General features: G+C 65.8%; 14 protein-coding genes and 1 pseudogene. 14 read left to right on the top strand and 1 reads right to left on the bottom strand.

Going from position 1 to position 14,528, the window contains the following annotated elements; all coding sequences use genetic code 11:
• The first annotated feature begins 15 nt into the window (after positions 1–15).
• The 12 genes from QM019_RS08165 to QM019_RS08110 all read left to right on the top strand — a co-directional run bounded on the left by QM019_RS08165 (position 16) and on the right by QM019_RS08110 (position 13,309).
• Positions 16–1,473, top strand: a complete 1,458-nt coding sequence (locus tag QM019_RS08165) for an SCO6880 family protein (protein WP_282852580.1) — start codon at positions 16–18, stop codon at positions 1,471–1,473.
• On the top strand, positions 1,473–4,244 hold the full coding sequence (locus tag QM019_RS08160) for a hypothetical protein (RefSeq protein ID WP_282826718.1): 2,772 nt from the start codon (positions 1,473–1,475) through the stop codon (positions 4,242–4,244). The genes QM019_RS08165 and QM019_RS08160 overlap by 1 nt, the downstream gene beginning before the upstream one ends.
• A complete protein-coding gene (locus QM019_RS08155) occupies positions 4,244–6,040 on the top strand; it encodes a type IV secretory system conjugative DNA transfer family protein (RefSeq protein ID WP_282826720.1) in 1,797 nt (598 codons plus the stop codon). The genes QM019_RS08160 and QM019_RS08155 overlap by 1 nt, the downstream gene beginning before the upstream one ends.
• Positions 6,037–6,453: a hypothetical protein gene (locus QM019_RS08150; RefSeq protein WP_282826722.1), complete on the top strand. Its 417-nt coding sequence runs from the start codon at positions 6,037–6,039 to the stop codon at positions 6,451–6,453. The genes QM019_RS08155 and QM019_RS08150 overlap by 4 nt, the downstream gene beginning before the upstream one ends.
• Positions 6,450–7,016, top strand: coding sequence for a hypothetical protein (locus QM019_RS08145; RefSeq protein WP_282826724.1), 567 nt, complete (start codon positions 6,450–6,452; stop codon positions 7,014–7,016). The genes QM019_RS08150 and QM019_RS08145 overlap by 4 nt, the downstream gene beginning before the upstream one ends.
• A 465-nt stretch (positions 7,017–7,481) precedes the next feature.
• The gene (locus QM019_RS08140) at positions 7,482–8,267 is read left to right on the top strand and encodes an alpha/beta fold hydrolase (protein WP_282852579.1); all 786 of its coding nucleotides are present in this window, start codon (positions 7,482–7,484) and stop codon (positions 8,265–8,267) included.
• A 103-nt stretch (positions 8,268–8,370) separates the two neighbouring features.
• Positions 8,371–8,652 (top strand): metal-sensitive transcriptional regulator, encoded by a 282-nt coding sequence (locus tag QM019_RS08135; RefSeq protein WP_282852578.1) that lies wholly within the window; start codon positions 8,371–8,373, stop codon positions 8,650–8,652.
• A 32-nt stretch (positions 8,653–8,684) separates the two neighbouring features.
• Positions 8,685–9,014: a cation transporter gene (locus tag QM019_RS08130; RefSeq protein ID WP_193128566.1), complete on the top strand. Its 330-nt coding sequence runs from the start codon at positions 8,685–8,687 to the stop codon at positions 9,012–9,014.
• A gap of 54 nt (positions 9,015–9,068) precedes the next feature.
• Positions 9,069–11,207, top strand: a complete 2,139-nt coding sequence (locus QM019_RS08125; RefSeq protein ID WP_282852577.1) for a heavy metal translocating P-type ATPase — start codon at positions 9,069–9,071, stop codon at positions 11,205–11,207.
• Positions 11,208–11,258: 51 nt separating this feature from the next.
• Positions 11,259–11,720, top strand: coding sequence for a DUF6153 family protein (locus tag QM019_RS08120; protein ID WP_282852576.1), 462 nt, complete (start codon positions 11,259–11,261; stop codon positions 11,718–11,720).
• A gap of 82 nt (positions 11,721–11,802) precedes the next feature.
• Positions 11,803–12,402, top strand: a complete 600-nt coding sequence (locus QM019_RS08115) for a DUF305 domain-containing protein (RefSeq protein ID WP_271986249.1) — start codon at positions 11,803–11,805, stop codon at positions 12,400–12,402.
• 82 nt (positions 12,403–12,484) lie between these two features.
• A complete protein-coding gene (locus tag QM019_RS08110; protein WP_282826738.1) occupies positions 12,485–13,309 on the top strand; it encodes a F510_1955 family glycosylhydrolase in 825 nt (274 codons plus the stop codon).
• Positions 13,310–13,580: 271 nt separating this feature from the next.
• On the opposite strand, the pseudogene QM019_RS08105 reads toward QM019_RS08110, so the two are convergent.
• Positions 13,581–13,901 (bottom strand): annotated as a pseudogene (locus QM019_RS08105) (cadmium resistance transporter); the annotation flags it as partial.
• Positions 13,902–13,948: 47 nt separating this feature from the next.
• Between QM019_RS08105 and QM019_RS08100 the strand changes: the two are divergent.
• Together QM019_RS08100 and QM019_RS12925 are read left to right on the top strand one after the other, a co-directional pair.
• Positions 13,949–14,260 (top strand): transposase, encoded by a 312-nt coding sequence (locus tag QM019_RS08100; RefSeq protein ID WP_064914646.1) that lies wholly within the window; start codon positions 13,949–13,951, stop codon positions 14,258–14,260.
• Positions 14,261–14,421: 161 nt separating this feature from the next.
• A partial coding sequence (locus tag QM019_RS12925; protein WP_428831962.1) for an IS3 family transposase occupies positions 14,422–14,528 on the top strand: 107 nt, incomplete at its 3' end.

The following is a 14,528-nucleotide window of genomic DNA, read 5'->3' as shown; positions in this document are numbered from 1 at the left end:
GCGCTGCCCCGTCTGGTGAACCAGGGCATCTGGGGCAGCCTCTACTTAACCAACATCCTCACCATCGCAGTCGCCGGCGCGATCGCGTTGATCCCGATGACGCGGTCCGATGCCGGTCTCGTCTGGCTCGCGGCGTCATCGCCGCTGTGGGGACCAATCGCGGTGACGGGATTCATCACCGTTCGAGGCACCCCCGGGCCGATCATTGTGTGGCGCGAAGCCGTCTTTCGGTGGCGAAAGCTGCGCGGGCAAACGAGCTATCGGCACCGGCCCGACGCGGAAGCGTCGCGCGCTCTGGCGCGCGACGGCTATCTCACGCTCCCCGGCCGACTCCAGAACGTGCGACTGCTCAGCGGGATGGACGGCGCCGCCGTCTTGCACGACACCGCGAAGCGGACCGTGACGGTGATCGCGGAGGTCGCCGCCGAGGGGTTTCTCGCCGCCTCCGCGCGCCGACAGGATGACAAGGTGCAGGGTCTCGCGGCGATCCACCGCTCGTGGACGCTGCGCAAAGGCATCAAGCGGTTCACGCAAACCGAACGCACCCTCACCGGCTCGTCCTATGCGGCAGAGCGTGTTGCTCGACGCGCGGCGACGACCTGGCCTGGTGCGGCACCGGAGGTACACGAGTCGCTCTGGCAGTCATTCAAGATCGCCGAGCCTGAGCTGCGGGAGCATCGCACGCAGATGGCGTGGACCTTTGACCTGGGGGAACTACAGGAACAGATTCGCGCCGCCGGTGGCGGGGAAGCCGGCCTCGGCCGAGTCCTCGAGGGAGAAATGACGGCACTGCGCCACGCCGTGCTCGAGGCAGGATTCACGAACCTGCGCTGGCTCACGCCCGGCGAGGTGCGTGGACTCGCGCGCATGCAGCTCGATCCCGCCATGACCACGCTCCTGCAGGCCCGGGAGGCCGAGGGACGTGGTGAGGTCGCGCCGGGCGGCGAAGCCGTCATGGCACTCGACGAGGAACGCTCGTACGTCCTCACCGATTCCGGGGTGCACCGCACCGTATGGATTGTGCAGTGGCCGCAGTTCCTCGTACGGCCCGGCGTGCTGGACCGGGTGATTTCCGGGTCAACACCGGAGGGCGATCCGATCCGCCACACGCTCGCGATTGTCGAGGCACCGGTGCCGATCGGGAAGGCGATGTCGCGCATCCGGGACCAGAAAAAGGCCTGGGAAGCCCGCGACCGCACCCGGCTAAAGCGTGGACAGATCACCTCGGAAGCAGAAAAGCACGAGTGGGAGTTGCTCATCGAACAAGAGCAGCGGCTGGTCGCGGGGCAGGGGGAATTCGAAGTCGCCGCCTACCTCACGCTCTCCGCTACCTCGCTCGAGGAACTCGATCGGGCGTCGTCCGCGATGCACACGCACCTGTCCAACGCCGGCCTGGAAGCACACACACTCTATAGCCAGCAGGCGGAAGCCCTGATGATGACCGCGATCCCAAACGGGGAAGGACTCGGCTAATGGCGCAGAAACATCGCCGGCACGTCGTCAGCTACCTCGACCAGCGCGCCGACAAACGCACCCGACGAGACCATCATCGTGCCGTGCAACAGCAGCTGCGGCGACCGTCCGCGCTACCGGACACGACGGCGTCGCTGACGACGTCGAACTTGCCATCGGCGCCGCGCGCGCACCGTGATGGTCCGACCGTGGCCTCGCCGGCGGCGGGCGGGTTCAGGTCAATCACCCCCATCCGACAGCTCGCGCACCGGTTCTCATCCGTAGAAGCGGCGGGCCTGTACCCGTACGTCACCGGAGCCCGACCGATCGAGCCGTTGGGGGTGCCCCTGGGCATCGACCGAGAGACCGAAAACCTTTGGTGTTTCGACCCGTGGCAGTGGTACGAGCGCGGGCTGATTCCCTCGACGGGCATGTTGATCATGGGCGGTTACCGGCAAGGGAAGTCGTTCTTCTTGAAGCGGTTCGTACAGAACCTCGTCTCCGTCGGCTACCAGGCGATCAACACGTCGGACTCCAAAGGCGAGCACAAAGCCCTCGCCCACGCCCTCGGCGGCACCGTGTTCGAGGTGGGTGCGCCGGGCTCGAACCTGCGCATCAACGGACTCGACGCGGGTACGAAGCCGGACTCGATGCCGCAAGATGTGTGGGACATCAACGTCAACCAGCGCCGTAGTGCGCTGCTGCAGCAGATTGTGTCGATCCTGCTCGGCAAAAGTGACGAGCTGCGCGCCTCGGAACGCTCCGTGATCCAGTGGGCCCTCGACACCGCTGACCACGAGACGAGCGGCGAGCCGACGATTCGTCGGGTGTACCACCTGCTCGGCCAGATCGTTACCGGCGATCGCAAGCCGGAGGAACTCGGCGATGTCCGCGACGAAGCGAAGCAGCTCTGGCATACGCTGCGGCGCCTCGTCGACGGGGATCTCGCGGGCATGTTTGAGGACACCTCAACTGCAACCCTCGACGCAAACAGCCCGTACATCGTGTTCGACACCTACTCGATGTCGCTGCGCGGCGAGACCGCGCTGGCAATCACCCAGGCGATCACCCAGTCCTGGGTCCAGTCCATCCTGCAGGACAAAGAATCTGGCCGGAAATGGATCGTGGCCCGCGAAGAGGGGTGGCGGGACATGTCATCCGTGGCCGCGCTCGAGTCACAACGGCTCCAGCAGAAGCTCGCGGGCGAGTTCGGCATTTGCCAGCTCCTTGTTGTCCACGAGGGCGGCGACTTCGAGGCCGTTGGTGCCGAGGGATCGAAAGAACGCACCCTCGCCGAGGAACTCGCGAAGGGCTTCGCCGTGAAGATCTCGTTCGCGCAGGAGCGTGGGCAGCTCGCGGCGTCCGCGCGCGCGGTCGGACTCACGGAATCGCAGGCGGAGCTGATTGGCACGCTGGCGAAGGGGCAGTGTGTGGTCTCGATCGGGGAGCGTGCGACGCTTGTGGACACGATGCCGATCTCGACGCCGTGGGAGAAACGAATCTTCAACACGGATCAGGCGATGCACACGCGTGAGCAAGAAGAGGGAATCCGAGAGGCGGGGGAAGAGGTGCCTAGCGATTTCGGCGTTGACCTGGTCGCGGTGGACGATCCGACCGACGAGGCCCAGCCGAGCGAGCTGCCTGGTGTGCCGGAGGACACCGAATCAGAGGACGAGTCAGCGCGGCCGCGCAAGCGGCGACGGCCACGCATGAGTCGGAAGCAGCGCATCGCCCTGTTGGCCGGTGCCGCGGTCGTCGCGGTCGCCGGAGTCGCCGTTTTCCCGATCAGCGCTGCGGTGAGCACCGCGAACGATGACGCAGTTGCGGCGGAGTTCGTGAGTGGTCTGACCTCGTGGGCGAGTGTGTGGTCGCCGGATCGGCTCACGACCGCGAACGGCTTTACCGACCCCGCGGACGTGCTCGCGCAGACGGGGTCGTTTCTGGCGCTGACCTCGTCGACGTCGCAGGCGTTCACCGCCGCGTGCGACACGGTGCCGGCCTCGGCGACCGCGGTCGCTGAACTCGAGGCGGCCGCGGCCCCTGATCTGCGCGCGTCGACCGGGCAGACGTCCTCGGCGGCACTGCAGGAGCTGGTGGCACAACAGGACACGTTCGCGACGTTGCGCGCCGACAGCAGCACGGTCGTGCAGCAGCTGCGTGAGAACGTCGACCAGGCCACGGCGTTGTGCGAACGCGTGCCGGTGTTCGCGCAGGCACGCGAGACGTTCGTGACGGACGCCGCGACAGCGATGGACGCCGCGCGGGTGATCACGAAAGGTGAGCGCGTCGACACGGGTGAAGGCGTCGCGTTCACCTGCGAGGACGATGCCGGCTGCATCGACCTGTTCACGCCCGACCACCGAGCCCGCTACGCGACCGCGCTGGAGGTGTACGAGACCTACTTCACCTCACTCGCGGCCGCGTACCGCGACGGCTGCCCCGCCAGTGCCCTCGAGGCAGTGTGCGCGACGGCCGCGACCGGGTACAGCGAGGCGGCGCAGGCATGGGCCGACGCGGTCGAACACCTGCGCACGACTGCGCCAACCGTGCAACCGGGCTCGGCGCTGTACCCCGACCTCGCGGGCCTGATCGAGACCGCGAATACCGCAATGAGCAGCGCAGACGAGGACGTCCTGGCTGCGTGGCAGGAGCTCGACCCCGAGGTCAGCACGCTCGAGGACACCGGCGCGAGTCCCGCTGCGTTGGCGAGTGTGGAGCGTGGCGACGACCATCAGGCACGCGTTGACGATGTGGTCGAGGTGCGCTGCACGATTACTCAGGAAGGCTGCTAATGCGCGGACTGCAAGGACCCTCACCATTTGCGACCCTGATTCTCTGGGTCGCGCTCAGTGGTGGCGCGGTCGCGGCGCTGAGCTGGGTGGTTGTCGCGCTCGTGGCCGGCATCGCCTGTCACAGTGTCCCAGACGGCCTGTGGGGCGGGTTCAGCGCCCTCATCACGGGCGACGGCGCGCTCGATGCGGCCGCGTGTGGCGGCACGACACCAGTATGGGCCGCCCGGATCGGCGTGCTCGTCGTCGCCGTCGCGATTGTGGTCGCCGCAGTGTGGACGATCACCGCGTGGGCACGCTATCGCCGCAGCGAAAAGTGGCTCGCGCGTGACCTGGGCCGTCGTGACGGCCTCGCGTCCCGCCGGGAGGTGCAGCAGCACCTCGGCGCCAAAGCACGTCTGAAAAGCGCTGGCACCGTCCGCCCGACGTTGACGTCGCCCACACCGGAAGACGTGGGCGTGAAGATCGGGGAGAGCCACGGTGTGCCGGTGTACTTGTCGACCGAGGACTCCGTGGTCGTCGAGGGTGCGCCCCGCTCGGGCAAGGGCTACCGGCTGTTGATTTCCGCGATCATCGACTGGCCAGGCCCGCTCATCACGACCTCCACTCGCAACGACAACCTCGCCGCGACCATGGCCATGCGCGAGCAAGTCGGACAGGTCACCGTATTTGACCCGCAGGGGCTCACCGGCATCGACCACTCGATGCGCATCAGCCCGATCACCGGCTGCCAGGACCCGCTCGTCGCGCAACAGCGTGCAAGCGCGATCATGGGCGGCACCGCGCTCGGCTCGTCGACGACGAACAGCGAGTGGGCACAGGAAGCCGAAAAGATCGTCGCGCAGCTCCTCCTCGCCGCTGCAGTGTCGGGCAAGGACGTGACCGCGCTGCGCGACTGGGGTGCCGCGGCGGCACTGGCACGGCCAGCGGTCGAGGTTTTGCGGTCGGACGGGCCCGCGGGCTGGGCAGACACCCTCGAGGCCACGCTCGACGCCGACCCGAAGCTGCTGCAGTCGAAGTGGATGGGTGTGGAGACGGCGCTCGCCCCGCTGCGGATGCCGTCGATCGCGCGCACGATGATCCCGACAAAGCACGATCCGCTATTCGACCCGGACGAGTTCCTCGCTGGCCGGAACACGCTGTATCTCGTGGGCACCCGCTCGGGCGCTGGCGCATCCGGTGGTTTCCTGGGTGCCGTGCTCGATGACATCGTCGAGCGCGCGCGTCGCAAAGCGCTCACGCTGCCAGGCTCGCGACTGGACCCGCCGCTGGGGCTCATTCTGGACGAGCTGGCGAACATGTTCTCATGGCGTGCGCTACCGACGGTGTTGTCGGATGGTGGTGGTATCGGCATTTGGACGCTGGTTGTGCTCCAGGCACTCTCGCAGGCGGAGACCGCGTGGTCGCCTGCGGAGGCGGAAACGATCTGGTCGTCATCGATTGCCAAGGTGCTCCTTGGCGGCGCTTCGAACATCGACCACCTCCGCGACGTCGAAGGGCTCCTCGGCACCAGGAAAGTCCGGCAGACCTCTCGCACGTCGGGCTCCGGGATGTCGACGAGCTTCAACGACTCATTTGAGCGCCTGCCGGTCGTGAGCGCTGACGAACTGCGGCGACTTCCCACGGGCATGGGCATCCTCGCGTACAAGAACCGACGCGGCGTGCTGCATGACATGCCGGGCTGGACCGAGCGCGCCGACGTCGGCGAGATCTCGGCGGGGAAAAAGCGCACCGAAGCGCAACAGGCCGCGGCGTTTGCACGACTTGCCGAGGCGGCTCGGGGAAACTCGACCGAATGAGCAATGGTCGTAAACCCTCCCCAGCCGCTGCGGGCTACCGCAGCGGCTACCTCCGCTCGCGCGCGTGGTTCGCGCGACGAGCACGGTACTTTCAAGACCCGGCCCGGCTGTGCTGCGAGGTGTGCCGCCGCGAGGTGACAACTCCGCGCGAGCTCGAACTCCACCACGTCAGCTATCGAGGTGTGCGCCAGCGGCCCGACGGCTCGTGGGAGGCGCATGAGGCCGACAGCGACCTCGTGGCGATGCACCCGGTCTGTCACGAAGCGGTGCATCGCATCCTCGACCAAGATGCGATGCTGCGCGGGCTCGTGTCGCGCCAGGACGCGACCGAGCGCGCGATCCGGATTGTGCGTCGCCAGCTCGAGCGAGCGCTCGGGATCACGATCGATACGGGGGACGGAGACGCAACATGATCGCCGATGAGGGCTTGCAAGACTGGCTGAGCGATTTCGCGATGCCCGCAGATCTCGAAGACGACGCGCGACCGGACCTGGATCCGGACCTCGAGGGTGCGGACACGGTCGACTTCGGCGATCGAAGCCAACTCGACGAGCTGCTGCCACCAGCCGGCGCGATCCGGTGGGAAGAACTCACCGGTGAAGAGCGGGCGACGACGTGGGAACGTCTGCGCGTGTTTGTGGAGTGGTGGACGGACCGGTACGGCATCTCGACGAAGACGCTCCCGTCGTGCTGGTTCCGACACCCAGCGATCGTTGAAGAACTCACCGCACTGATGAGCGCACGGACTGCCTCCTTCAGCGATGAGGATCAGGGCCTCGGCCCCATCGGGTGGCATGAACGAGCTGCCCTCGTGCGGCAACGCATCGAAACGACGCACTACCGGGGTGAATGCGGCACAGGCCATATTGCCGCAACTCCACGCCCCGATCTCTACGAGACCGACTGGCGTTCATGGATCAAGGAGGAAACACGAGACGCAGCTGCGCCGATCGACGGGGACGCAGAATTGCGATAGGGGACTGCATCGATCTCGCTATCTGGTGGACCGCGGACTTCAGGCACTGTGGCGCGGGTATTTCGTATGGAGTATCTATGACAGCTAAATTGTATGCAAATGGCACAATCTCGGGCTTCGGCGCGACTGTTGGCTAGACGGCTAGTCCGCGGGTTTTAGATTCCAAAAGCGAAAACATGTGGAGGGGTCTGCTGCACGGATAGGTGAGCCTGTACTTGTCGCTCTGCCTCTTCGGTCAAGGGGGTGACATCATGAGCCCCGGTAAGAGAGAGGAAAAGTCGGATGACATCGAACTCGAAGACGACGCCAGCGGAGCGTGTTTTCGTGGCCATCCTGGGCGCAGCAGCCGCAATGTGGGGAGGGACTCACTTGCTGTCCCGCCGACGTGCCCGTTGGCGGCCCGGGGCGGGAGTGGTTTTGCAACACGGACCGCTCAGCATTCGAACATTCGGGACCGGTGACGCAGTGGTGGTCTTGCTGCCCGGCATCGCAGCAAGCGGATCGTTCTACGGTGCCGCTTTCGATCGGCTCGGCGATATCGCGACCGTCGTCGTGATCGATCCGCTCGGGTTCGGTCACTCGATGGTTGAACCCGACAGTGAAGCTCTATTCGGAATTTCCGATCATCAGAACGCGATCATCGACGTGTTGTCCTCTTCCTGCTTCGCATCTCGCCCCGTGACTCTGGTTGGCCACTCGATGGGCGCCTCCCTCGCGATCATCACCGCCGCCGGCGCCGCCGACATCGCGGTCACCGTTGCGGGGGTGATCGCCTTCGACGCCCCGCTGTTCGTGTCAGAGCAAGAAGCTCGGCAACGAGTCGCGGGAATGGGCTGGTTCGAGACTCTGCTGGCCGCGGGCCCAATCGCCCATCTGGTTTGCTCATGGATGTGCCGCCATCGACTCTTTGCCTCCTATGTTGCCGTCGCTTTGAATCCATCGCTGCCCGTGCCCGTCGCCCGAGACGGTGTCAGGCACACGTGGCTTTCGTACACCGGCGCCTTGAACTCGATCGTGATGTCAGATGACTGGCTGCCCGCACTGGACACCCTCGGTCAGCGCAACATAGCCGTCCTTCTGGTCAACGGCATAGATGACCCCGTGCCGGCGCCCGGTCGGGCCGATCGACTCGCGTGCTCCTATCCGAACCTCACGGCCTTGACTCATAAGGGTGGACACCAGCTCCCGCTGAGTGATCCTGACTGGTGCGCCGAGACCGTGGCGCGGGCTATCAACGGCGACCCATCCTGAAGATCAAGCGCCCCGAGTGCTCGGCCACCGCAAGATGCCCAATCACACGGGAATGCGAACGTCAGGCCTTGAGTTAGATACCCCTTGGGGGTATCGTGTATGTATGAACGGGTACACCGACAACAAGGCTGATCTGCGTAAGGGGTTGAGTCGCGTCGAGGGTCAGGTGCGAGGGATCGCACGGATGGTCGACGAAGACAAGTACTGCATCGACATCCTCACGCAAGTTTCTGCGGCGACGAGAGCGCTGGAAACGGTGGCGTTGTCACTGCTGGGCGATCATCTGAGTCATTGCGTTGCCGAGGCCAGCGCTGAGGGCGGCGAGGTTGCGGCGGAGAAGGTCCGCGAGGCCAACGAAGCGATCGCCCGCCTGGTCCGTTCATAACCGCCACGTCTGTCTACTTGAAGGAGCACACGATGACTGATCGCATTGAACTCGGACTGAAGGATGCAGGCGCTGGGTGCGCGTGCTGCGCTGTCCCAACGAACACCGAGGCATCCGCGCCCGCCGCCGCTTTGTCCGCGTCCTCAGAAGAGGTCTTGGTTGCGGGGATGACGTGCTCGCACTGCGTGTCAAGCGTCAGTGAGGAGCTGACGGCTGTGGCCGGTGTCGAGTCCGTCGACGTCGACCTGAACGCTGGCGGCATCTCCCGCGTGACCATCCACAGCGCAGCCCCGGTCGACCCCGCTGCCGTGAAGGCCGCGGTTGAAGAGGCCGGGTATACCCTCGCGACCAGCCAAGCCTGAGTCGCTATCCGTCTGCACCCGGCTCCCCCGGGCGCATCCGAGCAAGGAGTTCCGATGAGCCAGCACGACGAACACGCCCATCACGCCGCGCACGAGAACCACGGCAGCGCGCCGACGACCCAGCATGAGCACGCGGCGATGAGCCACGATCACGGCGCTCCTCAAGAACATGGCGAACATGGTGGGCACGGCAGTCATGGTGGTCACGGCGGACATGGTGGCCACGGTGATCATGTGGGCCAGTTCCGGCGGTTGTTCTGGATCATGCTGATCCTCGCGGTCCCGGTTGTCGGGTTCTCGATGATGTTCTCGATGCTGCTCGGATACCCACTGCCAGACACCGCCTGGGTCGGGTGGATCTCCCCGGTTCTCGGAACCGTCATGTATGTGTGGGGCGGTGCCCCGTTCCTCACCGGCGCGGTGAGTGAGCTTCGCGCCCGTAAGCCCGGGATGATGCTGCTGATCGCCCTCGCGATCACGGTGGCGTTCCTCGCGTCATGGGGTGCGAGTCTGGGCCTGTTGCACCACGAGTTGGATTTCTGGTGGGAGCTGGCCCTGCTGATCGTGATCATGCTGCTTGGTCACTGGATCGAGATGCGCTCTCTCGCGCAGACCACCTCGGCACTGGATTCCCTCGCCGCTCTGCTGCCCGATGAGGCGGAGAAGGTAGAGGGCGACACGACAACCACTGTCGCGCCTGCTGACTTGCTGGTGGGGGATGTCGTGGTGGTGCGCCCCGGCGGGCGGGTCCCCGCGGACGGGCGGATCGTGCAGGGCTCGGCGAGCATGGACGAGTCGATGATCACTGGCGAGTCCCGGCCGGTGCGCCGTAGCGACGGCGATCAGGTGATCGCCGGCACGGTCGCGACCGATTCTGGTGTGCGGGTGGAGATCACTGCGATCGGTGAGGACACTGCTCTGGCGGGGATTCAGAAGCTAGTTACCGAGGCGCAGAGTTCGTCGTCGCGGGCGCAACGGCTCGCGGATAAGGCGGCGGGGTGGTTGTTCTGGTTCGCGCTCGGCGCTGCCGCGATCACCGCGATCGTGTGGACGGTCGTCGGCCAGCCCGACGCCGCGGTGATCCGCACGATCACCGTGCTCGTAATCGCCTGCCCGCACGCTCTCGGCTTGGCGATCCCACTGGTTGTGTCGATCGCGACGGAGCGCGCCGCCCGTGGGGGTGTGCTGATCAAGGATCGTCTCGCGCTGGAGAGCATGCGTACCGTCGACACGGTCCTGTTCGACAAGACCGGCACCCTCACTAAGGGCACCCCCGCCGTTACCGCGATCGACCCCGTCTCCGGCACCGATTCCGACCAGTTGCTGGCGTGGGCTGCGGCCGCGGAAGCGGACTCCGAGCACCCCCTCGCCCGCGCGATCGTGAACGCGGCCAAGGAGAAGAACCTCACCGTTCCCGCGTCCTCTGACTTCGAGTCGTCCCCGGCTGTCGGAGTTCGTGCGCGTGTCGATGGACACGTTGTGCAAGTCGGTGGACCGTACATGCTCGAGCAGGAGAACGCCCACGAGCTGCCGGTTGCCGACGAGTGGCGCAATGAGGGTGCGATCATCCTCCACGTCCTCGTCGACGGCAAGGTTGCGGGCGCTCTACGCCTGGCAGACGAGATCCGCTCCGAGTCGCGTCACGCAGTCGAGGCCCTCCATGAGCGCGGTGTGCAGGTGGTCATGATCACCGGTGATGCCGATGCGGTCGCCGCCTCCGTGGCGGGCGAGCTGGGCATCGATCGTTACTTCGCCGGGGTGCGACCGGAGGACAAGGCCTCGAAGGTCAAAGAGCTGCAAGGCGAAGGCCGGAAGGTCGCGATGGTCGGAGACGGTGTGAACGATGCGCCTGCGCTCGCGCAGGCGGATGTCGGTATCGCCATCGGTGCGGGAACGGATGTCGCGATCGCCTCCGCCGGCGTCATCCTCGCCAGCGACGACCCCCGGTCGGTGCTCTCGGTGATCGAACTGTCCCGAGCCAGCTACCGGAAGATGAAGCAGAACCTCTGGTGGGCCGCCGGCTACAACCTCCTCTCCGTCCCGCTCGCAGCAGGCGTACTCGCCCCCATCGGTTTCGTGCTCCCGATGTCCGTGGGTGCCGTGCTGATGTCGTTGTCGACCATCGTCGTCGCGCTCAACGCGCAGCTGCTGCGCCGGCTGGACCTGCGCCCCGACGCAGTGGCCAGCAAGTAGCAAGAAACAGTCGGGACGACGGACGTAGGCTGATAGGAACGGGAGGTGAGTATGTCGCTGATCAACGTCGCACAACAGGTGCGGGGACCGCGCACGCTCACTCACACCGTCTTGGCCGTCATCGCGGTCGCCGTGGGCATCATCGTCGGCCTGCTGGCGATGCACTCCTTCAACTCGCACGCGACAACTGCCGGCCACCACGACACCGTCGCTGTCAGCACTCAAGCCGGAGCGTCCGACCATCATCGCGATGCGTCCGCTTCCGCCGTCTTGCCGGACTCACCTCAAGTGGACGCGGGATGCGCGACGTGCGGGGGCACGGACTCGATGACGTGGATGGCGTGCGTCCTCGCGCCCCTGGTCGCCACAATCCTGCTCGGACGGATCGGGCTCGGCTGGCGGCACTCGACACTGATCGAAATGCTCACGGCCGCGACGACGCGCTGGCCCGCCCGCGCTCACGCCCTCCCGCCACCCCCCTCTCTCACGGTCCTCTGCATCAGGCGCACGTGATGGCGCGCTAGCCCGCTCTGCGGGCACGCACCCCTGGCACCGGCAGTAGCCGGGCCTCATCACCGACCCTTGGAGAACACTCATGAAGATTCGACCCGCGGCGATCGCCGCACTCACCCTCACAGCTCTGCTCGCTCTCACCGGCTGCGCCGGAAACACCGGTTCCGGCGACGGCATGGAAGGCATGGACCACGGCGGAAGCTCGTCCGCACCCGCCGACACAGTAGACGCCAATGACGCCGACATCATGTTCGCCAGCATGATGAAAGAGCACCACGCACAGGCCATCGAGATGTCCGACGTCCTCCTCAGCAAGGACGGCGTCGATGAGCGCGTCGTCGCTCTCGCGGAAGAGATCAAGGCCGCACAGGAGCCCGAGATCCAGAAGATGGACCAATGGCTCGAGGACTGGGATGCGGACATGGGCAACATGGGTGGCATGGATCATGGCGACGGCATGATGTCCGAGGACGACATGCAGGCCCTCGAAGGCGCCACCGGTCCCGATGCTGGCGCTCTGTTCCTCGAGCAGATGATCCAGCACCACGAGGGCGCTGTCGACATGGCACAGGAAGAAGTCGACAACGGTCAGAACAGCGACGCCGTCGCACTCGCTGAGACGATCATCGACGCGCAAACCGAAGAAATCGCCACCATGAAGGAGATCCTCGCAACTCTCTGATCCCTGTGGGTGGGGTGCGGGACTCCCGCACCCCACCCAATAATCTGTTGCGCACACCATCATGCGAACCCTCAAGACGTCCATGCTGCCCACCTTCCGAACGCGACGCCGTGCGGCACTCACGGTCGCGACAACGATCTCGGCCAGCATCGTGCTGGCCGGGTGCACCGCACCCGCCGAGCCCACCACCATCAGCCACGTTCACGCGATCGTGCCCAACCCCGCAGAGGACGGGTACCTCCTGGGCGCCCATGACGGGATCTACACGGCCACATCCGATGGCGAGGTCGGCTCCCGAATCGAGACCACCGACTTCGACGCGATGGGCCTCATCACCGTCGGTGACGCTCTCCTCGCGTCCGGGCATCCCGGACCGACCACGCCCCCAGAACTCGGCTCCCCCAACCTCGGAATCATCCGGAGCGACGACAGCGCCAGATCTTGGACGCCCGTCTCGTTCACTGGCGAGAAAGACTTCCACGTCCTTGCCGCCGGGAAGAACGACACCCTCTACGGGATCGCCTCGGACTCCGCGGAGCTCCTCCGCACCGACGATCTCGGTGAGACCTGGTCGCCGGTCGGAGAAATCCTGGCGTTCAGCCTCGTCCTCGACAACGCGGGACAACTGATCGCTGCCACCCCAGACGGGCTGCAAATCAGCACTGATGAGGGCGCCACCTTCGCGCCCCTGAACGACGCACCTGCGCTCTACCTCCTCGCCGTATCGCCTGACGGCAAACAGCTGGTCGGTGTCGGCCGCGGCGGGCAGATCTGGGGCAGTACAGGATCCAACGCCGAGTGGGTTCCCGCCGGCGTCACCAATGGCTCCGCACAAGCGCTCGCGACCACAAACGACGGCGCAATACTGGTCTTCGACGACAGTGGGTTGACCGCGATAGACAACTAGACGCGACGGAGATTTCTCCAAGAGAACGGCGCTCACTACCCCAGGTCCGCCGAAAGTGCCCGCCGTTAGGAGGTTTCGACAAGCCATAGCGGCGGGCCTTCGAGCGCCGACCAACCATGTCTGTGGCTTCGTTCGCTTGGTGGCGGGGTTTTTGCAGCGCTGCGTGGCGGTCTTGTTGCCGCGATCACGCAGGACTGGCTGCAGGTAGGTGTCGCGGTCTGAACCGAGAGGGGTGCGCCCGGTCGGGGCCGTTTGGATCGCTGCCGCTACGTCAGAGTCCGAAGGCTCCGCCGCTGACGAGGATCACGATGCCGAGGCCGATGAGAACGATGGGGAAGAGGATGTGCTCCCAGCGTTCGAGCACTTCGGCGATCGGGGGGCGGGTGGCGACGAACTTTGCCAGGGCCACCAGGACCGCGACGAGCGCGAGGAAGATGATGCAGTAGGCGACTACTGCGAGAGGTTCCACGCTGAGGAAGACAGGGGTGTAGACGCCGATGTTGTCGCCGCCGTTGGCAAGGGTGACGCCTGCGACTGTCCACACGCCGACCTTCTTGCCGGCAACCTTGACCTCGTCGTCATCGTCGTCATTGAATCGGCCTGGGTTTCGTTCCGTTCTTGAAGCAAGGATGGAACACGATGAACCAGAAGTACTCTCCCGAGATGCGCGAGCGCGCGCTGCGGATGCTCGATGAGGCCAAGGCCTCCGGTGAGCACTCGAATCTGATGTCCGCCGTGCGGCATGTTGCGGGGCTCCTCGGCATGAGCGCGGAGACGCTGCGGGTGTGGCATCGCCGCCGCGAGGTCGACGCCGGCGCGAAGCCCGGTGTCCCGAGCGATGTCGCTGAGGAGAACAAGCGCCTGCGCCGCGAGGTGGCCGAGCTGCGAAAGGCGAATGAGATCCTCAAGGCTGCGAGCGTGTTTTTCGCGAAGGAGCTCGACCGGCCCTGACCGAGATGATCCGCTTCATCGACGAGTATCGAGAGCGGTTCGGGGTCGAGCTCATCTGCCGGACGCTGCGCCCGGCAGTGCAGGGATTCATCACGTCCCGCGGGTATCGCGCCGCGAAGACCCGCGTAGCCTCCGCCCGGTAGCTGCGCGACGAGCTGCTGGTGCCCGAGGTCGCCAGGCTGCATGCGGAGAACTACGGCGTCTACGGGCGGCGGAAGATGCATGCTCTCCTGAAACGGCAGGGGTGGGACATCGGCCGCGACCAGAC

Source organism: Gulosibacter sediminis (genome assembly GCF_030011715.1).
GTDB lineage: Bacteria > Actinomycetota > Actinomycetes > Actinomycetales > Microbacteriaceae > Gulosibacter > Gulosibacter sediminis.
Note: the sequence above shows the minus strand (reverse complement) of the source record. Positions and strands in the feature narration are given on the sequence as shown.

What these genes read in the sequence shown, in the direction of transcription:
- QM019_RS08160 (WP_282826718.1), top strand. Translation starts at nt 1,473, where the DNA reads ATGGCGCAGAAACATCGCCGGCACGTCGTCAGCTACCTCGACCAGCGC.
- QM019_RS08155 (WP_282826720.1), top strand. Translation starts at nt 4,244, where the DNA reads ATGCGCGGACTGCAAGGACCCTCACCATTTGCGACCCTGATTCTCTGG.
- QM019_RS08150 (WP_282826722.1), top strand. Translation starts at nt 6,037, where the DNA reads ATGAGCAATGGTCGTAAACCCTCCCCAGCCGCTGCGGGCTACCGCAGC.
- QM019_RS08145 (WP_282826724.1), top strand. Translation starts at nt 6,450, where the DNA reads ATGATCGCCGATGAGGGCTTGCAAGACTGGCTGAGCGATTTCGCGATG.
- QM019_RS08135 (WP_282852578.1), top strand. Translation starts at nt 8,371, where the DNA reads ATGAACGGGTACACCGACAACAAGGCTGATCTGCGTAAGGGGTTGAGT.
- QM019_RS08130 (WP_193128566.1), top strand. Translation starts at nt 8,685, where the DNA reads ATGACTGATCGCATTGAACTCGGACTGAAGGATGCAGGCGCTGGGTGC.
- QM019_RS08125 (WP_282852577.1), top strand. Translation starts at nt 9,069, where the DNA reads ATGAGCCAGCACGACGAACACGCCCATCACGCCGCGCACGAGAACCAC.
- QM019_RS08120 (WP_282852576.1), top strand. Translation starts at nt 11,259, where the DNA reads ATGTCGCTGATCAACGTCGCACAACAGGTGCGGGGACCGCGCACGCTC.
- QM019_RS08115 (WP_271986249.1), top strand. Translation starts at nt 11,803, where the DNA reads ATGAAGATTCGACCCGCGGCGATCGCCGCACTCACCCTCACAGCTCTG.
- QM019_RS08110 (WP_282826738.1), top strand. Translation starts at nt 12,485, where the DNA reads ATGCTGCCCACCTTCCGAACGCGACGCCGTGCGGCACTCACGGTCGCG.
- QM019_RS08100 (WP_064914646.1), top strand. Translation starts at nt 13,949, where the DNA reads ATGAACCAGAAGTACTCTCCCGAGATGCGCGAGCGCGCGCTGCGGATG.